This window comes from Pseudomonas brassicacearum (genome assembly GCF_003732175.1).
GTDB classification, from domain to species: domain Bacteria; phylum Pseudomonadota; class Gammaproteobacteria; order Pseudomonadales; family Pseudomonadaceae; genus Aquipseudomonas; species Aquipseudomonas brassicacearum_G.
In genome coordinates, this window is the sequence record NZ_MOBI01000046.1 from 1 (window position 1) to 24,496 (window position 24,496).

19 protein-coding genes and 1 pseudogene are annotated in these 24,496 nt (G+C 58.3%); 4 read left to right on the forward strand and 16 right to left on the reverse strand.

Going from position 1 to position 24,496, the window contains the following annotated elements; genetic code table 11:
- Positions 1 to 90: 90 nt before the first annotated feature.
- From BK658_RS29355 to sdhC, 12 genes and pseudogenes are all read right to left on the reverse strand, one after another.
- Positions 91 to 493 (reverse strand): annotated as a pseudogene (locus BK658_RS29355) (MAPEG family protein).
- Complete coding sequence (locus BK658_RS29360; protein ID WP_103319047.1) at positions 493 to 1,230, reverse strand: DUF599 domain-containing protein; 738 nt, start codon at positions 1,228 to 1,230, stop codon at positions 493 to 495. The pseudogene BK658_RS29355 and the gene BK658_RS29360 overlap by 1 nt, the downstream one beginning before the upstream one ends.
- 299 nt (positions 1,231 to 1,529) lie before the next feature.
- Positions 1,530 to 2,843: a branched-chain amino acid transport system II carrier protein gene (gene brnQ / locus BK658_RS29370; RefSeq protein ID WP_123585362.1), complete on the reverse strand. Its 1,314-nt coding sequence runs from the start codon at positions 2,841 to 2,843 to the stop codon at positions 1,530 to 1,532.
- A 418-nt stretch (positions 2,844 to 3,261) separates the two neighbouring features.
- A complete protein-coding gene (gene sucD, locus BK658_RS29375; protein WP_019692317.1) occupies positions 3,262 to 4,143 on the reverse strand; it encodes a succinate--CoA ligase subunit alpha in 882 nt (293 codons plus the stop codon).
- Positions 4,143 to 5,309 carry an ADP-forming succinate--CoA ligase subunit beta gene (gene sucC / locus BK658_RS29380; protein ID WP_123585363.1) on the reverse strand — a complete coding sequence of 389 codons (1,167 nt, stop codon included), beginning with the start codon at positions 5,307 to 5,309 and terminating at the stop codon, positions 4,143 to 4,145. The genes sucD and sucC overlap by 1 nt, the downstream gene beginning before the upstream one ends.
- A gap of 179 nt (positions 5,310 to 5,488) precedes the next feature.
- Positions 5,489 to 6,925: a dihydrolipoyl dehydrogenase gene (gene lpdA / locus BK658_RS29385; protein WP_054593421.1), complete on the reverse strand. Its 1,437-nt coding sequence runs from the start codon at positions 6,923 to 6,925 to the stop codon at positions 5,489 to 5,491.
- 111 nt (positions 6,926 to 7,036) lie between these two features.
- Positions 7,037 to 8,254: a 2-oxoglutarate dehydrogenase complex dihydrolipoyllysine-residue succinyltransferase gene (odhB, locus tag BK658_RS29390; protein ID WP_123585364.1), complete on the reverse strand. Its 1,218-nt coding sequence runs from the start codon at positions 8,252 to 8,254 to the stop codon at positions 7,037 to 7,039.
- A gap of 42 nt (positions 8,255 to 8,296) precedes the next feature.
- Positions 8,297 to 11,128 carry a 2-oxoglutarate dehydrogenase E1 component gene (locus BK658_RS29395; RefSeq protein ID WP_123585365.1) on the reverse strand — a complete coding sequence of 944 codons (2,832 nt, stop codon included), beginning with the start codon at positions 11,126 to 11,128 and terminating at the stop codon, positions 8,297 to 8,299.
- Positions 11,129 to 11,390: 262 nt separating this feature from the next.
- Positions 11,391 to 12,095, reverse strand: a complete 705-nt coding sequence (locus tag BK658_RS29400; protein WP_019692321.1) for a succinate dehydrogenase iron-sulfur subunit — start codon at positions 12,093 to 12,095, stop codon at positions 11,391 to 11,393.
- Between the two features lie 11 nt (positions 12,096 to 12,106).
- The gene (gene sdhA / locus BK658_RS29405) at positions 12,107 to 13,882 is read right to left on the reverse strand and encodes a succinate dehydrogenase flavoprotein subunit (RefSeq protein ID WP_123585366.1); all 1,776 of its coding nucleotides are present in this window, start codon (positions 13,880 to 13,882) and stop codon (positions 12,107 to 12,109) included.
- A 3-nt stretch (positions 13,883 to 13,885) separates the two neighbouring features.
- Positions 13,886 to 14,254 carry a succinate dehydrogenase, hydrophobic membrane anchor protein gene (gene sdhD / locus BK658_RS29410; protein ID WP_019692323.1) on the reverse strand — a complete coding sequence of 123 codons (369 nt, stop codon included), beginning with the start codon at positions 14,252 to 14,254 and terminating at the stop codon, positions 13,886 to 13,888.
- Positions 14,248 to 14,622: a succinate dehydrogenase, cytochrome b556 subunit gene (gene sdhC / locus BK658_RS29415; protein WP_123585367.1), complete on the reverse strand. Its 375-nt coding sequence runs from the start codon at positions 14,620 to 14,622 to the stop codon at positions 14,248 to 14,250. The genes sdhD and sdhC overlap by 7 nt, the downstream gene beginning before the upstream one ends.
- A 363-nt stretch (positions 14,623 to 14,985) precedes the next feature.
- On the opposite strand from sdhC, the gene gltA reads away from it, so the two are divergent.
- Positions 14,986 to 16,275 (forward strand): citrate synthase, encoded by a 1,290-nt coding sequence (gltA, locus tag BK658_RS29420; protein ID WP_019692325.1) that lies wholly within the window; start codon positions 14,986 to 14,988, stop codon positions 16,273 to 16,275.
- Positions 16,276 to 16,594: 319 nt separating this feature from the next.
- Here the strand turns inward: gltA and BK658_RS29425 are convergent, their stop codons facing one another.
- The 3 genes from BK658_RS29425 to BK658_RS29435 all read right to left on the reverse strand — a co-directional run bounded on the left by BK658_RS29425 (position 16,595) and on the right by BK658_RS29435 (position 19,721).
- Positions 16,595 to 18,253, reverse strand: a complete 1,659-nt coding sequence (locus tag BK658_RS29425) for a cation acetate symporter (RefSeq protein ID WP_123585368.1) — start codon at positions 18,251 to 18,253, stop codon at positions 16,595 to 16,597.
- Positions 18,250 to 18,561 (reverse strand): DUF485 domain-containing protein, encoded by a 312-nt coding sequence (locus BK658_RS29430; RefSeq protein WP_123585369.1) that lies wholly within the window; start codon positions 18,559 to 18,561, stop codon positions 18,250 to 18,252. The genes BK658_RS29425 and BK658_RS29430 overlap by 4 nt, the downstream gene beginning before the upstream one ends.
- A 308-nt stretch (positions 18,562 to 18,869) precedes the next feature.
- Positions 18,870 to 19,721 carry a glycine betaine ABC transporter substrate-binding protein gene (locus BK658_RS29435; RefSeq protein ID WP_123585370.1) on the reverse strand — a complete coding sequence of 284 codons (852 nt, stop codon included), beginning with the start codon at positions 19,719 to 19,721 and terminating at the stop codon, positions 18,870 to 18,872.
- A 288-nt stretch (positions 19,722 to 20,009) separates the two neighbouring features.
- Between BK658_RS29435 and BK658_RS29445 the strand changes: the two genes are divergently transcribed.
- Positions 20,010 to 21,605: a glycoside hydrolase family 17 protein gene (locus BK658_RS29445; RefSeq protein ID WP_123585371.1), complete on the forward strand. Its 1,596-nt coding sequence runs from the start codon at positions 20,010 to 20,012 to the stop codon at positions 21,603 to 21,605.
- Positions 21,606 to 21,715: 110 nt separating this feature from the next.
- Here BK658_RS29445 and BK658_RS29450 read toward each other — a convergent pair whose 3' ends face one another.
- Positions 21,716 to 22,084, reverse strand: coding sequence for a hypothetical protein (locus BK658_RS29450; protein ID WP_123585372.1), 369 nt, complete (start codon positions 22,082 to 22,084; stop codon positions 21,716 to 21,718).
- A gap of 223 nt (positions 22,085 to 22,307) precedes the next feature.
- Between BK658_RS29450 and BK658_RS29455 the strand changes: the two genes are divergently transcribed.
- Positions 22,308 to 23,606: a serine/threonine protein kinase gene (locus tag BK658_RS29455; protein ID WP_123585373.1), complete on the forward strand. Its 1,299-nt coding sequence runs from the start codon at positions 22,308 to 22,310 to the stop codon at positions 23,604 to 23,606.
- Positions 23,599 to 24,390, forward strand: coding sequence for an MlaA family lipoprotein (locus tag BK658_RS29460; protein WP_123585374.1), 792 nt, complete (start codon positions 23,599 to 23,601; stop codon positions 24,388 to 24,390). The genes BK658_RS29455 and BK658_RS29460 overlap by 8 nt, the downstream gene beginning before the upstream one ends.
- The last annotated feature ends 106 nt before the right edge of the window (positions 24,391 to 24,496 follow it).

Genomic DNA, 24,496 nt, shown 5'->3' on the forward strand with positions numbered 1-24,496 from the left:
TTGATTTCTTGCGGCCAAAGGTCAAGCAATAGGGCTTAACTGATCGGCATTACGCCAAGTGCGGGCTTTATTGTGTTCGTCACTAAAATGTTAGAGCAACACGCTGCGAAAGGTCGGACTAATCATCAGCAGCAACGAACAGACAAAGCCGACAAACCACACCAGACTTCGTTGCCAGGCCAGGTCAGCCCAGTAGCTAAGCAAGTAGATCACCCGGACAATCACAAAGATGATTGCCAACCCGTCAACCAGCCACCCCGCCGTTTGCGTGGTGTGCGCCATTAACACCCCGACCGCAAACAACAGGAAGGCCTCGAAACTGTTCTGATGCGCGGCCAGTGCGCGAGCGCCGAAGCCTGTGAGCTGTACCTGTTGCGCGCGCGGGCAGGTGATTGTTGTAACCACCCTGCTCTTTCATGGCCTTGGCCACGGGTATGCGGGCGATGAAAATCAGCAAGGCACTGATAAACACACACCAGAACGGGATACTCATCAGGCTACCTCTTTGATCGCCTCAGGCAATGGCGCCTCTGTAGGGGTATAGACCATTACGTCAAGCACGTCGGAATGAAACTCCCGGCGATATAACACCAGCACCACACCCGCGCTCATCAGCATGAACAGCCACGGACTGACGAACCAGGCGAGCATGGTCATGCCGAAGTAATAAGAACGCAGACCGAAGTTGAACTGGTTGGCCGCCATCGAGATCACCCGCGCGGCGCGCGAAGCGAAGGCCTTGCGTTCCTGCTCGGAAACGTGGCGCTCACCGATCATGGGCGCCGAGCCAATCAGGATCGCCGCGAAGTTGTATTGACGCATACACCAACTGAAGGTGAAGAAGGCGTAGACGAACACCAGCGCCAGGCACAGCAGCTTGATCTCCGACATGCCCTGGGAAGCCTGTTGAACCATTGGAATGTCTGCCAGCAACGACAGCGCCCGCTCGGAGGAGCCCAGCACCGTGAGAATACCGGCGAGGATGATCAAGGTGCTCGAGGCGAAGAACGAGGCGTTACGCTCCAGATTGCCCACCACACTGGCGTCAGCGATGCGGTTGTCACGCAGCAGCATGCGGCGCATCCAGTCTTCGCGGTAAAGGTGCAGCACACTGGCCAGGCACGCAGTATCGCGACCCTTCCAGATAGCGTAACGGGTGTAACCGCCCCAGCAGATAACAAACCAGAGCGCGGCAAGTATGTGGATCAGATTGGTGTGGATGAACGACATGCGTATCCTTGTGATGTGGGTGCGGGATACCAAATACCTGTGAAAACGGGCTTTTGTGGCGAGGGGGCTTGCCCCCGTTGGACTGCGCAGCAGTCCCCGAAACGCGCAGGGCCGCTTCGCGCCCCAACGGGGGCAAGCCCCCTCGCCACAAAGGTTCGCCCCAATATGTGGTTTTGGCAGTGGTTCGACGTTAGCGCAAGGAAAAAGACACTGCACCGCGCCCATAAAAAATGCCCCGTATCGATTGATACGGGGCATTTCTGTTTTGCCTACGGCCCACTTGTGGTGGGCCGTGAAGCTTAAGCCAAGGCTTCGCTGCGCTTGCCCAGCAAACGGTCGCAGGCAAATGCAACCACCAGGGTAAAGACGCATGGTACCAGCCACGCCAGACCTTGTTCGGCCAGCGGCAAGTGTGCCAATTGAGTCGGCATCCAGTCCGCCAGTCCTGCGCCCTTGAGCGCGTCAATCATGCCGAACAGGAACGACACCAGCATCACCGGGCCAACGATGCGACCTTGCTCCAGCCAGAAATCCTTACAGAAGCTCAGCGCCACCAAGACGATGCAAGGCGGGTAAATCGCGGTCAGTACCGGGATCGAGAACGCGATCAGCTTGGTCAGGCCCAGGTTGGACACCAGCAGCGAGAACGCTGCCAGGATGATCACCAGTGTCTTGTAGGACAGTGGCAACACACGGCTGAAGTACTCGGCGCAAGCGCAAGTCAGGCCGACTGCCGTGACCAGGCAAGCCAGGGAGATCAGTACCGCGAGGAAACCGCTGCCCAGGGAACCGAAGGTGTGTTGCACATACGCGTGCAATACCGCTGCGCCGTTGGTAGCGCCGACGGCGACTTCATGGCTGCCCGAACCCAGGCGGAACAGACTCACGTACACCAGCGCCAGACCGACACCGGCAATCAGCCCGGCGATGATCGCGTAACGAGTGATCAAGGCTGGAGACTCGACGCCGCGAGAACGAATGGCGTTGACGATCACGATGCCGAACACCAGTGCGCCAAGGGTATCCATGGTCAGGTAGCCATTGATGAAACCCTGGGAGAACGGCGCCGCGACGTACTCAGGCGTTGCAGTGCCGATGTCGCCCGCCGGCAAGGCAAACGCGGCAATGCCGAGCACGGCCAGGGCGATGATCTTCAGTGGCGCGAGGAAACGGCCAACGGTGTCCAGCAGACGGCCCGGATACAGCGAGATGAAGAACACCAACAGGAAGTAAACCGAGCTGTAGAGCAGCAGCGCCAGCGGGCTTTCGCCGGTCAGCGGCGCCAGTCCCACTTCGAAGGACACGGTCGCGGTCCGCGGGGTGGCGAACAGCGGGCCCACGGCGAGGTAGCACGCGGCGGCCAGCACACCACCGGCGATTTTGCCGATCGGGCTGCTCAAGGTGTCCATGGCGCCACCGACCTTGGCCAGCGCGACAACGGTGATCACCGGCAGACCGACGGCGGTGATCAGAAAGCCGAGCGCCGCCATCCAGACATTAGGTCCGGACTGCAAACCGACGATAGGCGGGAAGATGATGTTGCCAGCCCCGACGAACAGGGCAAACGTCATAAAGCCGAGTGCCAGGATGTCCTGGCCTTTCAACACTTTCATTAAGGAAATACCACACTACTGAATCGGAATTTAGAGAGGGATTTCCCTTATGGGTGAGGGAAATGCTGTCGGTCCGTATAGGACTGACCCGTTTAGCGCGCAGCGTCCTTGTGGGCAGCAAACGCAAAATGGCGGCTAGCGTAACTAATTTGTCTGACAAACGCACTATTACAGGGCGAACTATCCGATGCACGACATATCCATGTCGTGTTTTCATATCTAAATTTCCCGCCCGAACAGATCGTTCCCATGCTCTGCGTGGGAATGCCGCCATGGACGCTCTGCGTCTGCTCTTGGTGTGACGCGGAGCGTCACGGGATGCATTCCCACGCAGAGCGTGGGAACGATCACCCCCGGAAACGACAAAGGCCACCCGAAGGTGGCCTTTGTTTGGTGGAGCGTCAGCTAAGCGCGAGGCTTACTTGACAGCCCAGCCAGTCAGCTCGGCCAGGGCCTTGCCGATGTCTGCCAGCGAACGCACGGTTTTAACGCCTGCGTCTTGCAGAGCAGCGAATTTCTCGTCTGCAGTGCCTTTGCCGCCAGAGATGATTGCGCCAGCATGGCCCATGCGCTTGCCCGCAGGGGCAGTCACACCAGCGATGTAGGAAACAACCGGCTTGGTCACGTGTGCCTTGATGTAGGCCGCCGCTTCTTCTTCAGCCGAACCGCCGATCTCGCCGATCATGACGATCGCTTCGGTCTTCGGGTCTTCCTGGAACAGTTTCAGGATGTCGATGAAGTTCGAACCCGGGATCGGGTCACCACCGATGCCGACGCAAGTCGACTGACCGAAACCGGCGTCAGTAGTTTGCTTGACAGCTTCGTAGGTCAGGGTGCCGGAACGCGAAACGATACCGACCTTGCCTGGCAAGTGAATGTGACCTGGCATGATGCCGATCTTGCATTCGCCTGGAGTGATCACGCCTGGGCAGTTAGGGCCGATCAGGATCACGCCCAGTTCGTCGCACTTGACCTTGGCATCCAGCATGTCCAGGGTAGGAATGCCTTCAGTGATGCAAACGATCAGCTTGATGCCGCCGAATGCTGCTTCCAGGATCGAGTCCTTGCAGAAAGGAGCTGGAACGTAGATCACGCTGGCGGTGGCGCCAGTGGCTGCTACAGCGTCTTTCACGGTGTTGAACACTGGCAGACCCAGGTGCTCGGTGCCGCCTTTGCCTGGAGTTACGCCACCAACCATCTTGGTGCCGTATTCGATGGCTTGCTGGGTGTGGAAACTACCTTGCGAACCGGTAATACCCTGGCAGATAACTTTGGTGTCTTTATTGATCAGGACGCTCATTATTTGCCCTCCGCAGCTTTAACGACTTGTTGAGCAGCGTCGGTCAGGCTGGTAGCAGCGATGATGTTCAAACCGCTTTCTGCCAGTACTTTAGCGCCCAGCTCAGCGTTGTTGCCTTCAAGGCGAACAACAACCGGGATTTTCACGCCGACTTCTTTCACAGCGCCGATGATGCCTTCGGCAATCATGTCGCAGCGAACGATGCCGCCGAAGATGTTGACCAATACTGCAGCGACGTTAGTGTCGGACAGGATGATCTTGAACGCTTCGGTAACGCGTTCTTTGGTAGCACCGCCGCCCACGTCGAGGAAGTTGGCTGGTTTGCCGCCATGCAGGTTGACGATGTCCATGGTACCCATGGCCAAGCCAGCACCGTTGACCATGCAACCGATGTTGCCTTCCAGGGCTACGTAGTTCAGTTCGAACTTGGCAGCGTGCGCTTCGCGCGGATCGTCTTGCGACGGATCGTGGAAAGTCTTCAGCTTAGGCTGACGGTACATGGCGTTGGCGTCGATGTTGATCTTCGCGTCCAGGCAGTGCAGATCGCCGTCAGTCTTGATCACCAGCGGGTTCACTTCCAGCAGAGCCAGGTCGTGATCCTTGAACAGTTTGGCCAGACCTACGAAGATCTTGGCGAACTGAGCAACTTGCTTGCCTTCCAGACCCAGCTGGAATGCCAGCTCGCGACCCTGGAATGGCTGAGCGCCAACCAGTGGATCGATAGTGGCCTTGAGGATTTTCTCAGGGGTGTCGTGAGCGATTTTCTCGATGTCCACGCCACCTTCGGTGGAAGCCATGAACACGATGCGACGGCTCGAACGGTCAACGACAGCGCCCAGGTACAGCTCTTTAGCGATATCAGTGCACGATTCAACCAGGATCTTGGTGACTGGCTGACCATTGGCATCAGTCTGGTAAGTCACCAGACGCTTGCCCAACCACTGTTGAGCGAATGCTTTAGCGTCTTCTTTGCTGCGAACCAGCTTGACGCCGCCCGCTTTACCGCGACCACCGGCGTGAACCTGGGCTTTGACAACCCACTCGCTGCCGCCGATTTTGTCGCAAGCTTCTGCTGCTGCTTCCGGGGTGTCTACCGCGTAACCGGTCGATACTGGCAGGCCGTACTCAGCGAACAGCTGCTTACCCTGATACTCGTGAAGATTCATGCTTATTACCGTCTTCGTTAGGTACTGCGCATTCGGTGCTGCACTCATTCAAGTGCCGCACCACCTGTGACTGCTGCTTGCGTAGCTGGGCTACGCAAGACTGCGTCCAGCGGATATTCCGCGGTGAGTCTTGCATGCAAGGCTCACGACGGGCCAAACCGCCGTGGTTTCTTATTGTCTTAACGCTTCTTGCGGTTGGCGATGTGAATGGCGCCGCCATTCACTGCCAGAGCTGCTTCGTGCAAGGCTTCGGACAGGGTCGGATGGGAGAAAACCATCATGCCCAGGTCTTCGGCGCTAGTGCCGAATTCCATGCCGATTGCGCCCTGCTGTACCAGTTCTGCTGCGCTCGGGCCAATCACGTGGACGCCCAATACGCGGTCAGTCTTGGCATCGGCGATCACTTTGACGAAACCACCGGTATCGTTGGCTGCCATGGCACGGCCAGAGGCTGCGAACGGGAAAGTGCCGACGTTAACTTCAACGCCTTCAGCTTTCAAGGCCTGCTCGGTTTTACCAACCCATGCAATTTCCGGGTGAGTATAAATAACCGAAGGGATCAGGTCATAGTTCATCTGGGCTTTGTGGCCCTTGATGCGCTCGACAACCATGATGCCCTCTTCCGAGGCCTTGTGTGCCAGCATCATGCCGCGAACCACGTCACCAATGGCGTAAACGCCCGGTACGGTGGTGGCGCAGTGATCGTCAACGTGCACGAAACCGCGCTCGTCGAGGGTCACGCCGCAATCGGCGGACAGCAGATCAGTGGTCACTGGACGGCGACCAACGGCTACGATCAGCTTGTCGAACGTGATGTTCTGTTCGCCGTTGGCATCGGTGTAGTTCACAACGACTTCGTTGCCGTTCACTTTGGAACCGGTAACGCGAGCGCCCAGTTTGATGTCCAGACCCTGTTTGGTCAGGGTTTTCAGCGCTTCCTTGGAAACAGCAGCGTCAGCCGCCATCAGGAAGGTGTCCAGCGCTTCAAGAACGGTAACTTCTGCGCCCAGACGGGACCAGACCGAACCCAACTCCAGACCAATCACGCCAGCGCCGATTACGCCCAGACGCTTAGGTACGGACTGGAATTCCAGAGCGCCGGTCGAATCGACGATCACGTTCTGGTCAACCGGAGCCGGTGGAATGTCGATCGGACGCGAACCTGGAGCCAGGATCACGTTCTCGGCTTCGATGATTTCGACGCTGCCGTCAGGCTTGGTCAGTTCGACTTTCTTGCCGGCCAGCAGTTTGCCGTGGCCTTGCAGGGAGGTCACGCCATTAGCTTTGAACAGGGTCGCAACGCCAGAGGTCAGGCCTTTGACGATGTTGGCCTTGCGGCCGACCATTGCTGGCACGTCCATGGTCACGCCAGCGTGGTTGATACCGTGGATCGCGAAGCCGTCTTGAGCTTCGTGAAACTTCCAGGAGCTGTCCAGCAGCGCCTTGGACGGAATGCAGCCGACGTTCAGGCAAGTACCGCCGAGGGCCAGTTTGCCCTCTTTGTCGGTGTATTTCTCGATGCAGGCAGTCGAAAGGCCAAGTTGCGCCGCTTTAATGGCAGCTACGTAGCCGCCAGGGCCCGCACCAATCACTACCACGTCGAATTTCTGAGTCATGTGTCATTCCTTCTCGAATCAAACCGGACGATCCCGTTCAGGGGACCGTCGTGGGACGAAGCTGGTCATTACAGATGGGCCGCTCATCGCTGGGCGGCCCGTGCAACGAAATCAGATATCCAGCAGCAGACGAGCCGGGTCTTCCAGCAGGTTCTTGATGGTAACCAGGAAGGTCACAGCTTCTTTGCCGTCGATCAAACGGTGATCGTAGGACAGAGCCAGGTACATCATCGGACGGATAACAACCTGACCGTTGATCGCCATCGGACGCTGCAGAATGTTGTGCATGCCCAGGATAGCCGCTTGTGGCGGGTTGACGATCGGGGTCGACATCATCGAGCCGAATGTACCACCGTTAGTGATGGTGAACGTGCCACCGGTCATTTCGTCGATGGTCAGCTTGCCGTCGCGAGCCTTCTTGCCGAAGTTGGCAATGCCGCCTTCGATTTCAGCCAGGCTCATCAGTTCGGCGTTACGCAGAACCGGCACCACCAGGCCACGGTCGCTGGACACGGCAACGCCGACGTCAGCATAGCCGTGGTACACGATGTCGCCGCCGTCGATGGAAGCGTTGACAGCCGGGAAGCGTTTCAGCGCTTCGGTGGCCGCTTTCACGAAGAACGACATGAAGCCCAGGCGCACGCCATTGTGGGACTTCTCGAACAGGTCCTTGTACTTCGAACGCAGGGCCATGACTTCAGTCATGTCGACTTCGTTGAAAGTAGTCAGCATCGCCATGTTCGACTGGGCTTCAACCAGGCGCTTGGCCACGGTTGCACGCACGCGGGTCATCGGTACGCGCTTCTCGGTGCGGTCGCCAGCAGCGAACACAGGAGCAGCGGCAGCCGGGGCAGCGGCCTTGGCAGGCGCGGCAGCCGGAGCGGCTTTCTTGGCAGCAACTGCTGCAACCACGTCTTCCTTGGTCACACGGCCGCCTTTGCCAGTACCGGCAACGGAAGCGATGTTGATGCCGTTTTCTTCAGCCAGCTTGCGAGCAGCCGGTGCAGCAACAGGATCATCTTCGCCAACAGCGGCCGAAGCAGCAGCCTGTGCAGGCGCAGCAGCGGCAGCCGGAGCGGCGGCAACAGCACCGCCCTCCCCGATGGAGCCCAGGACTTCGTCGGACAGAACGGTGTCGCCTTCGTTCTTGACGATAGCGCCCAGTACGCCATCAGCGGTAGCCAACACTTCCAGTACGACTTTATCGGTTTCGATGTCGACGATCAGTTCGTCGCGCTTGACCGCGTCGCCCGGTTTTTTGTGCCAGGTGGCAACGGTGCCATCGGCAACCGATTCCGGGAAAGTGGGGGCTTTGATCTCGATAGCCATTGTCTGTGGTTCCTTAAATTCGGTTTCAGGTGCGCGAAGGCGTTAAACAGTAAAGGCGTCTTGCAGCAGTTTTTCCTGCTGTTCGGCGTGCATCGATGCATAACCACAAGCAGGTGCAGCAGAAGCGTCACGGCCCGCGTACTCGAGTACGAGAGACTTGTTGTGACCGCCAACGATGCGACGCATGTGATGCTGGCTGCAGTACCAGGCACCCTGGTTCATCGGCTCTTCCTGACACCAAACGATGTGTTTGAGGTTGGAATAAGGAGCCAGGACTTCAATCAAGTCGTCCTCAGGGAATGGGTACAGCTGCTCAAGACGCACGATGGCGATGTCGTCACGACCTTCGGCACGGCGTTTTTCCAGCAGGTCGTAGTAGACCTTGCCGCTACACAGCACGAGGCGAGTGACCTTTTTCGGATCATGCGCATCGATTTCCGGAATAACGGTCTGGAACGAACCTTCGGCCAGATCTTCCAGGGTCGAGATGGCCAGCTTGTGACGCAGCAGCGACTTCGGAGTCAGGACTACCAGTGGTTTGCGCAGAGGACGAATCACCTGGCGACGCAACAAGTGGTAGATCTGGGCCGGCGTAGTCGGCATGCACACCTGAATGTTGTGCTCGGCGCACAGCTGCAGGTAACGCTCCAGACGAGCCGAAGAGTGCTCCGGACCCTGACCTTCATAACCGTGTGGCAGCAACATGGTCAGACCGCACAGACGGCCCCACTTGTGCTCACCGCTGGTGATGAACTGGTCGATAACCACCTGGGCACCGTTGGCGAAGTCGCCGAATTGGGCTTCCCAGATCACCAGCGCGTCAGGCGTGGTGGTGGAGTAGCCGTATTCGAACGCCAGTACGGCTTCTTCGGACAGGAACGAATCGTACAGGTCGAAACGTGGCTGGCCTTCGTACAGGTGTTGCAACGGGATGTAGGTGCCCGCGTCTTTCTGGTTGTGCAATACCGCATGACGGTGCGAGAACGTACCGCGGCCGATGTCCTGGCCGGTCATGCGAATCGGGTGACCTTCGAACGCCAGGGTCGCGTACGCCATGGTTTCGGCGTAACCCCAGTTGATCGGCAGGCCGCCGGCTTGCATTTTCTGACGGTCTTCGTAGATCTTCGCAACCTGGCGCTGAACCACAAAACCTTCCGGGATTTCCAGCAGCTTGGCGGACAGCTCTTGCAGGGTCTTCAGATCGAACGTGGTGTCGTGACGCGCAGTCCAGGCGTGGCCCAGGTACGGACGCCAGTCGACGAACAGCTCTTTGTTCGGTTCCTTGACCAGGCTTTTCACTACGTGCAGACCGTTGTCCAGCGCGTTGCGGTATTCGTCGACTTTCGCCTGAACACGTGCAACGTCAAGCACACCGCTCTGAGTCAGACGATCGGCATACAGCTCACGCGTGGTGCGCTGCTTGGTGATCTGCTGATACATCAGAGGCTGGGTGCCGCTTGGCTCGTCCGCTTCGTTGTGACCGCGACGACGGTAGCAGACCAGGTCGATCACCACGTCACGCTTGAACTGCATGCGGTAGTCGATGGCCAGCTGGGTCACGAACAATACGGCTTCCGGATCATCACCATTCACATGGAGGATCGGCGCCTGGATCATTTTCGCAACGTCGGTGGCGTACTCGGTGGAACGCGAGTCTTCCGGGTTGCTGATGGTGAAGCCAACCTGGTTGTTGATCACGATGTGAACCGTACCGCCAGTCCGGAAGCCGCGAGTCTGCGACATCTGGAAGGTTTCCATGACCACGCCTTGACCTGCGAATGCCGCGTCACCGTGGATGGAAATCGGCAGAACCTTTTCACCGGTCGGATCGTTACGACGATCCTGACGGGCACGGACCGAACCCTCGACCACTGGCGAAACAATTTCCAGGTGGGACGGGTTGAAGGCCATGGCCAGGTGGACTTCGCCGCCTGTGGTCATCACGTTGGAGGAGAAGCCCTGGTGATATTTAACGTCACCGGAACCCAGCTCGACCTTCTTCTTGCCTTCGAACTCGTCGAACAGCTCGCGCGGGTTCTTGCCGAAGGTGTTGACCAGCACGTTCAGACGGCCACGGTGGGCCATGCCGATAACGATTTCCTTGGTGCCGTAGGAACCGGAGCGCTGGATCAGCTCGTCAAGCATCGGAATCAGGCTTTCGCCGCCTTCCAGGCCGAAACGCTTGGTGCCCGGGTATTTGGTACCCAGGTATTTTTCCAGACCTTCGCCTGCGGTGACGCGCTCAAGCAGATGGCTCTTGATGTCGGCCGAATACACCGGACGACCGCGCACGCCTTCCAGACGCTGCTGGAACCACTGGCGCTGCTCGGAATCGACGATGTGAGTAAATTCAGCGCCGATGGTGCGGCAATATGTCTGCTGCAACGCTTCGTGAATTTCGCGTAGGCTCGCTTCCTCTTTGCCGATGAACAGGTCGCCGGCACGGAAGGTCGTATCAAGATCGGCATTGGTCAAGCCGTAATGATTGATCGACAGGTCTGCAGGTGCAGGACGCTGCCACAGCCCCAGCGGGTCAAGCTGGGCTGCTTGGTGGCCACGCATACGGTAGGCCTGGATCAGTCGCAGTACTTCAACTTGCTTCTTCTCGTGCTCACTGCTCACGCTGCCGGCGGAAACCGGTTGGGCGCGGCGCTGGTTCTTTGCCAGCAGCACGAAATGATCGCGAATCGTCGAGTGCGATACATCGGTGGCAGCGTTGCCGTCAGCGGGCAACGTCTGAAATTTGGTGCGCCACTCTTCTGGCACAGCGTTAGGGTCGTGCAGGTAGAGCTCATAAAGCTCTTCCACATAGGCAGCGTTACCACCTGAAAGATAGCCGCTGTTCCACATGCGCTGCATCACGCTTTCTTGCATGCTTGGTCACCCTCGGTTAGGGGAACACCATCGGCGAAGACACCGAGCAAGCTTGCAGAAGTCCGAATGCAGCGACCAAAACAAGCCACTTAGGATCACGCTGATAGTCCGGGTACCAGCCCGGATGCCCCTGCTTGTCTCATTTCTTCAAAATAAGAGCCGCAGCCTTGTGGGCTGCCACTCTGGTTATAGCCAAGACGCGGGTTGAAGCCCGCGCCTTAGCCTCTACGGGTACAGCAGTTCTACGGGTACAACAGCTGAATCACACGCCGCTTTGCAGCAGCATGTTACGTATGTGACCGATGGCCTTAGTCGGGTTCAGGCCTTTCGGACATACGTTGACGCAGTTCATGATCCCGCGGCAGCGGAATACGCTGAACGGGTCATCCAGCGAAGCCAGACGCTCGGAAGTCTTGGTGTCACGGCTGTCTGCCAGGAAGCGGTAAGCTTGCAGCAGAGCAGCTGGACCCAGGAACTTGTCCGGGTTCCACCAGAAGGACGGGCAAGAGGTCGAGCAGCAAGCGCACAGGATGCACTCGTACAGACCGTCGAGTTTTTCACGCTCTTCAGGAGTCTGCAGACGCTCGATGGCCGGAGCCGGCGTGTCGTTCTGCAGGAAAGGCTTAACCTTCTCGTATTGCTTGTAGAAGATGCTCATATCGACGACCAGGTCACGGATAACCGGCAAACCTGGCAGAGGACGAACGATCAACTTGTTACCTTTGACGACAGCAGACAGCGGCGTGACGCAGGCCAGGCCGTTTTTGCCGTTGATGTTCATGCCGTCGGAACCACAAACGCCTTCACGGCAAGAGCGACGATAGGAGAAACCCTCGTCCTGCTCTTTGATCAGGGCCAGCACGTCCAGCACCATCAGGTCTTTACCACCGGTGTCGACCTGGAATTCCTGCATGAACGGCGCGGCGTCCTGATCAGGGTTGTAGCGATAAACACTGACTTGCAACATGGCGGCCACCCTTAATAAGTCCGAATCTTAGGTTCAAAAGTCGGAACAGTCTTCGGCGAGAAGTTCACGGCACGCTTGGTAACGCGCTTGTCACCCGGGAAGTACAGGGTGTGGCACAGCCAGTTTTCGTCGTCGCGATCTTCGTAGTCTTCACGGGCGTGAGCGCCGCGGGACTCTTTGCGGATTTCTGCAGCGATGGCAGTAGCTTCGGCCACTTCCAGCAGGTTTTGCAGTTCCAGCGCTTCGATACGAGCAGTGTTGAACGCCTGGCTCTTATCGTTGATCTTGACGTTGGCGATACGGCCACGCAGATCAGCCAATTGAGCAATACCCTTCTGCATGTATTCGCCGGTACGGAATACACCGAAGTAGTTCTGCATGCAGCTTTGCAGCTCTTTACGCAGGGTAGCGACGTCTTCGCCTTCGGTACGCGAGTTCAGGCCATCGAGACGCGCCAAGGCTGCGTCGATGTCGGACTGGCGAGGGCGAGCGTAGTCGACGCCTTCTTTCAGGGTCTGCTCCAGGAACAGACCGGCGGCACGGCCGAATACCACCAGGTCGAGCAGCGAGTTGCCGCCCAGACGGTTGGCACCGTGAACCGATACGCACGCTACTTCACCTACTGCGAACAGACCAGGAATGATCTGGTCGACACCGTCGGCGTCCTGAGTGATTGCCTGGCCATGAATGTTGGTGGCAACGCCGCCCATCATATAGTGGCAGGTTGGAACAACCGGGATCGGCGCTACGGCTGGATCAACGTGAGCGAAGGTCTTGGACAGTTCCATGATGCCTGGCAGACGGCTGTGCAGAACTTCTTCACCGAGGTGATCGAGTTTCAGCATTACGTGGTCGCCATCCGGACCGCAACCGTTGCCGGCGATGATTTCTTTAACCATCGAGCGAGCAACCACGTCACGACCGGCAAGGTCTTTGGCGTTCGGAGCATAACGCTCCATGAAACGCTCACCGTGCTTGTTGATCAGGTAACCGCCTTCACCGCGGCAACCTTCGGTAACCAGTACACCGGCGCCGGCGATGCCAGTCGGGTGGAACTGCCACATTTCGATGTCTTGTACCGGCACGCCAGCACGCAGGGCCATGCCGACGCCGTCACCGGTGTTGATCAGGGCGTTGGTGGTGGACGAGTAGATACGACCTGCACCGCCAGTCGCCAGAACGGTGGCGTTAGCGCGGACGTAGGAGGTTTCGCCGGTTTCGATGCAGATGACGATCATGCCGACAAAGGCACCGTCTTCGTTCTTCACCAGGTCGACGCCGTAGTATTCGTTGAGGAATACGGTGCCGGCCTTCAGGTTGGCCTGGTACAGAGTGTGCAGCAGAGCGTGACCGGTACGGTCGGCAGCAGCGCAGGTACGGGCAGCCTGGCCACCTTTACCGAAGTCTTTCGACTGACCGCCGAACGGACGCTGATAGATGCGACCCTGTTCGGTACGGGAGAACGGCAAGCCCATGTGCTCGAGCTCGAAGACCGCTTCCGGACCTACGGAACACATGTATTCGATAGCGTCCTGGTCACCGATGTAGTCGGAACCCTTGACGGTATCGTACATGTGCCAGCGCCAGTCATCGTTCGGATCAGCGGACGCGATGGCGCAGGTGATGCCACCCTGGGCGGATACAGTGTGCGAACGAGTCGGGAAAACCTTGGTAACTACGGCAGTCTTGTGACCACCTTGTGCCAGCTGCAGCGCAGCGCGCATGCCAGCACCGCCGCCGCCAATGATAATGGCGTCGAACGAAAGCGTATTTACTGAGTTAGACATGAATCAGATACCCCAGAGAATCTGCACACCCCAGACGAAGTAAGCGAACATCGCAACGCCGCATACTGCCTGGAAAAGGAAACGTACTGCAGTCGCGGACTTGCCCAGCGCCATTGGCGTCAGGTAGTCGGTCGCGATGGTCCACATGCCGACCCAGGCGTGAGCGCCAAGGGCAACCAGGGCCAGTAGACTGAAGATGCGCATCCAGTTGTTTGCGAACAGCAAATGCCATTGGGCGTAGCCAAGGCCAGGGTGCGCAACAAGGTATCCGATCAGGAAAATGAAATAAGCCGCGAGAACGACCGCAGACACACGCTGTGCCATCCAGTCATAGAGGCCCGAACGCGATAGGTTCGTAACGCTGGTTACCATATCCAAACTCCCGCCAGAACGATCAACACCACGGAAACGGCGATGATAATTTTCGAGCCCAGCGTGCCGCCTTCCAGCGTCTCACCGATGCCCATGTCCATGATCAGATGGCGTACACCGGCCACCATGTGATACAGCAAGGCGGACAGCAGGCCCCATGCTACGAACTTGGCCAGCGGACTGGTCAAGCATGCCTTCACCTCGGCAAAACCTTCCTCGGAACCCAGGGATTTGCTCAATGCATACAGCATGATGCCAAGGCCCAGGAAGAGGATGATGCCGGAAACACGGTGAAGAAACGACGTAACGCCGGTGATGGGGAGTTTGATGGTCCTTAGGTCTAGGTTTACAGGTCGTTGGCTTTTCACGGCTTTTTTTTCACACTGAAGAGCCCCTAACAATCAGGGCAAAGTTGTTGGGGAGTGCACTGGTCAGGTAACCACCACCCAGGGATGCGACCCCCAATAAAGCAGGCCCAAAAGCCCCTGGCGGTCGGTGGCCGAGTATAGACAGTTAGGCTACTAATGACAACGCGTTCACCTTCCCCTAATAGCTCATTGCGCAAGCGGGATAAAAGGCGTAAACGGCAGGTAATTTCGAGGAAAAAGTCCGGTTAAAGCCTTCTGGAGCAAGACTTTAGGCAAATTGACATTCGAATTTATCTCACTATAGTGGTGCGGGCCCTGCGTGGGGGGTCTGTCTGATGATTTCAAGCATAAATAGGAGGCCACATGGCTGACAAAAAAGCGCAGTTGATCATCGAGGGCGCAGCCCCCGTCGAGCTGCCCATTTTAACCGGCACCGTTGGTCCCGATGTAATCGACGTTCGGGGCCTGACGGCCACGGGCCGTTTCACTTTTGACCCGGGTTTCATGTCGACCGCCTCTTGCGAGTCGAAGATTACCTATATCGACGGCGACAACGGCATTTTGTTGCACCGCGGCTACCCGATCGAGCAACTCGCCGAGAAGTCGGACTATCTGGAAACCTGCTACCTGCTGCTCAACGGCGAATTGCCGACCGCAGAACAGAAGGCCCAGTTCGTCAGCACCGTCAAGAACCACACCATGGTTCATGAGCAACTGAAGACCTTCTTCAACGGCTTCCGTCGCGACGCCCACCCGATGGCCGTCATGTGCGGTGTAGTCGGCGCCCTTTCGGCCTTCTACCACGACTCCCTGGACATCAATAACCCGCAGCATCGCGAAATCTCCGCGATCCGCCTGGTTGCCAAGATGCCAACCCTGGCAGCGATGGTTTACAAGTACTCCATGGGTCAACCCATGATGTACCCGCGCAACGACCTGTCGTATGCGGAAAACTTCCTGCACATGATGTTCAACACCCCGTGCGAGATCAAACCGATCAGCCCGGTACTCGCCAAGGCCATGGACCGGATCTTCATCCTCCACGCCGACCACGAGCAGAACGCATCGACCTCCACCGTACGTCTGGCCGGCTCGTCGGGTGCCAACCCGTTCGCCTGTATCGCTGCCGGTATCGCTGCGCTCTGGGGCCCGGCTCACGGCGGCGCCAACGAAGCCGTGCTGACCATGCTCGACGAAATTGGCGATGTCTCGAACATCGACAAGTTCATCGCCAAGGCCAAGGACAAGAACGATCCGTTCAAACTGATGGGCTTCGGTCACCGGGTTTACAAAAACCGCGACCCACGCGCTACCGTCATGAAAAAGACCTGCGACGAAGTGCTCAAGGAACTGGGTATCCAGAACGATCCGCAACTCGAACTGGCCATGCGCCTGGAAGAGATCGCCCTGACCGACCCGTACTTCATCGAACGCTCGCTGTACCCGAACGTCGACTTCTACTCGGGGATCATCCTCAAGGCGATCGGCATTCCAACCAGCATGTTCACCGTGATCTTCGCTCTGGCCCGGACCGTTGGCTGGATCTCCCACTGGAAAGAAATGCTCTCCAGCCCGTACAAGATTGGCCGCCCGCGCCAGCTGTACACCGGCTACGAGTCGCGTGACATCACCCGGCTTGAAGACCGCAAGTAAGACCTGTCTTGCGATAACGTCTTAGCTGCACCGGAAACGGCCTCTGCCTCTGATACAAGAGCAGAGGCCGTTTTTGTTTACCCCGGATCACCCTGCCCTCCTTCAGGTTTTGCGGCGACAGGCCTGCCGCCATCTCGAGCAGGCTCGCTCCCACAGTGGATCTCCGGTGCTCACGCAATCCCCGTGGGAGCGAGTCTGCTCGCGATGGCATTCGCCCAGCCCCCCTCAAAACCTGAACAAACAAAAATGCCCCGATCTCTCGACCGGGGCATTTTTGTTTAACGCTGCTTATATATAGACGCTCATACAACCCTATACGTTAGTGCGACACCGCCCCGCTCGCCCCCAACCCGGTCTGCGAACGGACGAACTGCGGGAAGAACAGCGCTCGCTCATTGTCAGCCGCCGCGGACTTGTCGGTGATCGAGAAAAACCAGATGCCGACAAAGGCAATGGTCATCGAGAACAGCGCCGGGTACTCATACGGGAAGATCGCCTTCTCGTGCCCCATGATCTGCACCCAAATGGTCGGGCCCAGCACCATCAAGCCCACCGCACTGACCAGCCCCATCCAGCCGCCGACCATCGCACCGCGCGTGGTCAGCTTCTTCCAGTACATGGAAAGCAGCAGTACCGGGAAGTTGCAGCTGGCAGCAATCGAGAATGCCAGGCCCACCATGAACGCGATGTTCTGGCTTTCGAACAGAATGCCCAGAACAATCGCCAACACGCCCAAGGCGATGGTGGTGATCTTCGAAACCCGGATTTCATCCTTCTCGTTGGCCTTGCCCTTCTTGATCACACTGGCATAGAGGTCGTGAGACACCGCCGTGGCCCCGGCCAGGGTCAGGCCGGCAACCACCGCCAGAATGGTGGCAAAGGCCACCGCCGAGATGAAGCCAAGGAAGATACTGCCGCCCACCGCATTGGCCAGGTGCACCGCCGCCATGTTATTGCCGCCCAACAGCGCGCCCGTAGCGTCCTTGAAGGCCGGGTTAGTGCTGACCAGCAGGATTGCGCCGAAGCCGATGATGAACGTCAGGATGTAGAAGTAACCAATGAAGCCGGTGGCATACAGCACGCTTTTACGCGCTTCTTTAGCATCACTCACAGTGAAGAAACGCATCAGGATATGCGGCAGGCCAGCAGTACCGAACATCAACGCCAGACCAAGGGAAAACGCCGAGATCGGGTCTTTCACCAGACCGCCCGGGCTCATGATTGCTTCACCTTTGGGGTGAACCTTGATCGCCTCGGAGAACAGCGTATTGAAGTCGAAGTGGACGTGCTTCATCACCATCAGCGCCATGAACGACGCACCGGACAACAACAGCACAGCCTTGATGATCTGCACCCAGGTGGTCGCCAGCATGCCGCCGAACAACACATAGAGGCACATCAGGATCCCCACCAGAATCACCGCAACATGGTAATCCAGGCCAAACAGCAGCTGGATCAGCTTGCCGGCACCCACCATTTGCGCGATCAGGTAGAACGCCACCACCACCAGCGAACCGCAGGCGGACAAGGTGCGAATCTGGGTTTGCCCAAGGCGGTAGGACGCCACGTCGGCAAACGTGTACTTACCCAGGTTACGCAGACGCTCGGCGATCAAAAACAGAATAATCGGCCAGCCCACCAGGAAGCCGATCGAGTAGATCAGGCCATCGTAGCCGGACGCAAACACCAGTGCGGAAATCCCCAGGAAGGACGCCGCCGACATGTAGTCACCGGCAATCGCCAGGCCGTTCTGCAAGCCGGTGATCCTGCCACCCGCCGCGTAGTAGTCAGCGGCCGACTTGTTGCGCTTGGAAGCCCAATAAGTGATGCACAGCGTTGCGCCGACGAACACCACGAACATCAGGATCGCCGAAACGTTGAGCGGTTGTTTGTGCACTTCGCCGGTGAGCGCCTCGGCAGCCCAAACTGCCGGTGCGAAGGCTGCAATGCCTAAAGCTGCCAATAGACGCCAGATCATTGCTGAGCCTCCTTGAGAATCGCATTGTTCAGGTCGTCGAACTCGCCATTGGCGCGTCGTACGTAGATGGCTGTCAGGACAAAGGCCGACACAATCAGCCCTACCCCAATCGGTATGCCCCAGGTAATCGATGACTCTGGGCTGATCTTCGCCCCCAGTACATGCGGCCCATAAGCAATCAATAAGATGAAGCCCGAGTAAAGCCCGAGCATGATCGCCGAGAGAATCCAGGCGAACCGCTCTCGTTTGCGTACCAGCTCCTTGAAGCGCGGGCTGTTTTGAATCGAGAGGTAAATGCTGTCGTTCATTGTTTTTATCCTCGCAGCACAGATTTTAGTTGGAACGTATCCACTCTATGCGGCTGCAGAACAGGTTCCAGACGACCTTAGTATTAGAACGACATGACCATTTCGCCAATTTTCGGACCCTAAACAGACGAAAGAATTGGAAATGGCCTTTGAATCAGCCACAAACCCTGTGGAGCGGGGGATCAACCTGAAACAAATGTGGGAGCGAGCCTGCTCGCGATGGCGCCGTATCAGTCAACCTATCTGTCAACTGTTACACCACCATCGCGAGCAGGCTCGCTCCCACAGGGATGAAGCGTTATCCGGGTTTATTTAGTCCACTCGGCGACGCGCGCCGGGTGTTTGGCCACCCAGTCCTTGGCTGCCACTTCAGGTTTGGCACCATCCTGGATGGCCAGCATGACTTCGCCGATTTCGTCTTTCGACGCCCACTGGAAGTTCTTCAGGAACTTCGCAACTTCCGGCGCTTTGGTTGCCAGTTCTTTGCTACCGATGCTGTTTACGGTTTCAGCCGCGCCATAAACGCCTTTCGGGTCTTCCAGGAAGCGCAGCTTCCACTTGGCGAACATCCAGTGCGGCACCCAGCCGGTGACCGCGATGGATTCATTTTTCTTCTCGGCACGGGTCAGCTCGGCAATCATGCCGGCACCGGAACTGGCCTTGAGGGTGTAGTTGCTCAGGCCGTAGTCCTTGATCGCCTGATCGGTCTTGAGCATCACGCCTGAACCGGCGTCAATGCCGACGATACGACCTTTGAAGCTATCGTCGGTTTTAAGATCCTCAATGCTCTTGGCCTTGACGTACTCCGGTACGATCAGACCGATTTTCGCATCCTTGAAGTTCGGGCCGTAATCGACGACCTGATCCTTGTTCTTCGCCCAGTATTCGCCATGGGTTACTGGCAGCCAGGCTGACAGCATTGCATCGAGTTTGCCGGTGGCCACACCCTGCCACATGATCCCGGTGGCCACGGCTTGCAGCTTCACGTCATAACCGAGTTTCTGCTTGATCACTTCAGCAGCCACGTTGGTCGTGGCGACGCTGTCCGACCAGCCGTCAACATAACCGATAGTCACTGCCTTGCCTTCGGCGCTGGCCACAGTAGAACTGATCGCCAGCACCAAAGCCGCACCTGCGCCCAAGAGTCGTCGCATCTTCATCGTTACTTCCCCGAAAGTGCTGCGCTCGACGGATGCCGAGCAACGTCAACGTATTGTTATGGTGCACAGCGCCCCCATCACGCCTCACCGCAAACTCGTTCGAACATCAGCGGAGTACTGATGCCTCGATAATCAACCTCGCGCCCAAGACGACCTGCTCTGGCTGCGACCTCAAGACATCGAGAAACGACATCAGAACGCCAGTAATCGCGTCCTGCAATAATGCCCCTGCACTTCCCGCCCGAACTTTGCATGTCAAAACCATGCAGGTCACCAAGCAAGGGGCAAATGCAGGTAAGATGCGCGGCTTTGTTCCCAGACGGCCTGACCATGCCCGCCACCTCGCGCTTCCCCTTCTTCGCTTATCTATTTGCCTGCCTGCTTGGCCTGTTTGCCCTTGGTGGTTACTGGTACGGGCTCGGTCAACCGGTGGTGCTACCAGACGTGGCCAGCGCCACGCACAAATTGCAGTGCGCCTCGTACACACCGTTCGACAAGGACCAATCGCCATTCGATCAGCCGTTCAAACTGCGCCCTGAACGCATGGACGCCGACCTCGCGTTGCTGGCAACCCGCTTTGAGTGCATTCGCACCTATTCGATGACCGGTCTCGAAGCGCTGCCGGATCTGGCGCGCAAGCATGGCCTGAAGTTGATGATCGGCGCCTGGGTCAACGGCAATCCGGTGGACACGGCCAAGGAAGTCGAACTACTGATCGCCGAGGCCAACGCCAACCCGGACGTGGTCAGCGCGGTGATCGTCGGCAACGAAACCCTGCTGCGCAAGGAAGTGACCGGCGCACAATTGGCCAAGCTGATCAACCACGTCAAGAGCCATGTCAAACAGCCGGTGACCTACGCCGACGTCTGGGAGTTCTGGCTCAAGCATCCTGAAGTCGCCCCGGCAGTGGACTTCCTGACCATCCATTTGCTGCCGTACTGGGAAGATGATCCGTCCAACATCGACGCCGCCCTCCAGCACGTCGCCGAGGTTCGGCAGATCTTCGGCAGTCGCTTCGCGCCCAAGGACGTGATGATTGGCGAAACCGGCTGGCCAAGTGAAGGTCGCCAGCGGGAAACAGCCGTACCGAGCCGCGTCAACGAAGCCAAGTTTATTCGTGGTTTTGTGGCGATGGCCGAGCAACAAGGCTGGCACTACAACCTGATCGAAGCCTTTGACCAGCCATGGAAACGCGCCAGTGAAGGTGCGGTCGGCGGTTACTGGGGGCTGTTCGATGCAAACCGTCAGGACAAGGGCGTACTGGCAGGCCCCGTCACCAACCTGCCGTTCTGGCCGCAATGGCTGGCTGTCGGTGGTCTGATCTTCCTCGGTACGCTGATGCTTGGCGGCCGCGTACGCAGTACTCGCGCAGCGTTGATGCTGCCACTGCTCGGTGCGGTCGCTGCGTGCTCCATTGGCACCTGGGGTGAACTGGCTCGCGTCACCAGCCGCTTTGCCGATGAGTGGATCTGGGCCGCGTTACTGACCGGCCTGAACTTTTTGGTGCTGACCCACGCGGCGTTGCTCCTCAGTGCCAGAACCGGTTGGCGTGAACGCGCCTTCAATGCACTGGAACGTCGCGCTGGCTGGCTGCTCGCTGCGGCCGGATTCGCTGGCGCAGTGATGATGCTGGCGCTGGTGTTCGAACCGCGCTATCGCAGCTTCCCCAGCGCCGCCCTGCTGCTGCCAGCGCTGGTCTATCTGATTCGCCCGGTCAGCGCTCCGCGCCGGGAAATTGCACTGCTGACCTTCATCATCGGCGCCAGCATTGCCCCGCAACTGTACCGCGAAGGCCTGTTCAACCAGCAAGCCTGGGGCTGGGCGCTGGTTTGCCTGCTGATGGTTGCCGCGCTGTGGCGCAGCTTGCGGGTTCGCCAAGGCTGACTTGCCAAGCGCCTATCGGCGCTATCGCGAGCAGGCTCGCTCCCACAGGTTCTGTGCAATCCATGTGGGAGCGAGCCGGCTCCGGGCGGCGATCCGACGATGACGGTCTATCAGGCGCCGCGCGGTGCCCGCACCAGCCGTAACCCTGCGATCACCACGGCAAATACCGCAATGCCAGTGTTGTACAGCGCCAATGCCGGAAACCCGAACACCAGCGCCAGTACCGCCAGCCACCAGCCCGCCCGGCCCGGCACCACAAAGCCCAGCACCGCTGCCGCCAATGCAGCCCCGCCCATCACCTTGAAGTGAATCATCAAGCCGAGGGTCGAGCGCGCCTGGCATTCCCAACGGCTTGCCTCATCGACGCAGAGGCCGACCCACTGGGCATCCTCCATCAGGACATAACGCAGGCCATAACTGGCGGCCAGCCACAGCGGCAAGGCGATGAGTAAAATAATGACGGGCAGACGGCGAGACATGAAGCACTCCGATAAACGAAAACGGCGCCCAGCTTAATCGCCCGCCAGCCGTAAGCAAGCGAGACCATCAGAAATCTGTTCAGCCAATCGCTGCAAAGTGTATCGTTCAGCCGCTATTGATCCGAATTCAGCCTCTTTGGTGCCGCCGCATGGCACTTTGGCGCAACACTGGTGGTCATAGCCTGCGAACCTCATTAGGCACCTTCCTCTCAGGGATTTAGTCATGCTCCGTTCCTTGCGCTTTGCTGCCTTGATAGGCGGCGTTATTTTGAGTGCGTCCGCACTGGCGGCAGACATCGACGCCGTCAGCTATGGCTACCCCTTGACCAACCCGTTCGAGGCGACCATCGCCACGACGCCGCCGGAGTTGCGTCCCGAGTTGCCGTCCGATGACGCGATCCATCAATCGGATTACACCCTGAAGCTGCGCCCGGAACGCGAGTTCGACCTGCCGGACAATTTCTGGGCAGTGAAAAAACTCACCTATCGCATGGCCACACAGGATCACGCCGCACCACTGATTTTCCTGATTGCCGGCACTGGCGCGCGCTTTGACAGCAGCATTAACGAATACCTGAAAAAGCTCTACTACAAGGCCGGTTATCACGTCGTGCAACTGTCCTCGCCGACCAGTTTCGACTTCATGAGCGCCGCTTCCCGCTTCGCCACCCCAGGCGTGTCCAAGGAAGATGCCGAGGACATGTACCGCGTGATGCAAGCGGTGCGCGCGCAAAACCCGAAGCTACCAATCACCGATTACTACCTCACCGGCTACAGCCTCGGCGCGCTGGATGCAGCGTTTGTCAGCAAGCTGGATGAAACCCGACGCAGCTTCAACTTCAAGAAAGTCTTGCTGCTCAACCCGCCGGTCAATCTCTACACCTCTGTCACCAACCTCGACAAACTGGTACAAACCGAGGTCAAGGGCATCAACAACAGCACCACGTTCTATGAACTGATGCTCAACAAGCTGACGCGCTACTTCCAGCAGAAAGGCTACATCGACCTCAACGACGCGCTGGTCTACGACTTCCAGCAATCGAAACAGCACCTGACCAACGAACAGATGGCCATGCTGATCGGCACCTCGTTCCGCTTTTCCGCCGCCGACATCACCTTCACCTCGGACCTGATCAACCGACGCGGCCTGATCACCCCGCCCAAGTTTCCGATCACCGAAGGCACCAGCCTCACGCCATTCCTCAAGCGTGCACTGCAATGTGATTTCGACTGCTATCTCACCGAGCAGGTGATCCCGATGTGGCGCGCCCGAACCGACGGCGGCAGCATCTTGCAGCTGATTGACCAGGTCAGCCTCTACGCACTCAAGGACTACCTGCACGACAGCCCGAAAATTGCCGTAATGCACAATGCCGACGATGTGATCCTCGGCCCGGGCGACCTCGGTTTCTTGCGTAAAACCTTCGGCGATCGCTTGACGGTTTACCCTCACGGCGGCCATTGCGGCAACCTCAACTACCGCGTCAACGCCGACGCCATGCTGGAGTTCTTCCGTGGCTAAACACCTCCTTCTGCTCGCTGCACTGCTTAGCGCAGTCGGCTATGCCCATGCCGACAACAGCAAGGCCAACTCCACGACTGTGGTTGATCAGGACGGCTTCACCGAGCCCATGACCAAACTCAAGTTCAACCCGGGGCTGGACCAGCGTGAGTTCGAACGCTCGACCCTGAATGCGCTGAGTGTCTATGACCCGCTGGAGTCGTGGAACCGTCGGGTCTACCACTTCAACTACCGCTTCGATCAATGGGTGTTCCTGCCGGTGGTCGACGGTTATCGCTACGTCACCCCAAGCTTCCTGCGCACTGGCGTCAGCAACTTTTTCAACAACCTGGGTGACGTGCCCAATCTGGTGAACAGCCTGCTGCAGTTCAAGGGCCAGCGTTCGCTGGACATCACCGGGCGACTGCTGCTCAACACGACCCTCGGCATCGGCGGCCTGTGGGACCCGGCCACCGCCATGGGCCTGCCGCGCCAGGTCGAAGACTTCGGCCAGACGCTGGGCTTCTACGGGGTTCCGGGCGGTGCTTACTTCGTACTGCCAATCCTCGGCCCCTCGAACCTGCGTGATACCGCAGGCCTTGCGGTCGACTATACGGCGGAGTCGGCCATCAACTACCTGAACGTCTCGAAAGTCAGCGCAAACCACCCGGAAATCTGGGTCCTGCGCAGCATCGACAAGCGCTATCAGACCAACTTCCGCTACGGCCAGCTGAACTCGCCGTTCGAGTACGAGAAAGTGCGTTACGTGTACACCGAAGCACGCAAGTTGCAGATCGCCGAGTGACTTCATCGGCAACAAAAAAGGCCATTGATCGTTCCCACGCTCTGCGTGGGAATGCAGCCCGTGACGCTCTGCGTCACACCCAGAGGCGGACGCAGAGCGTCCAATT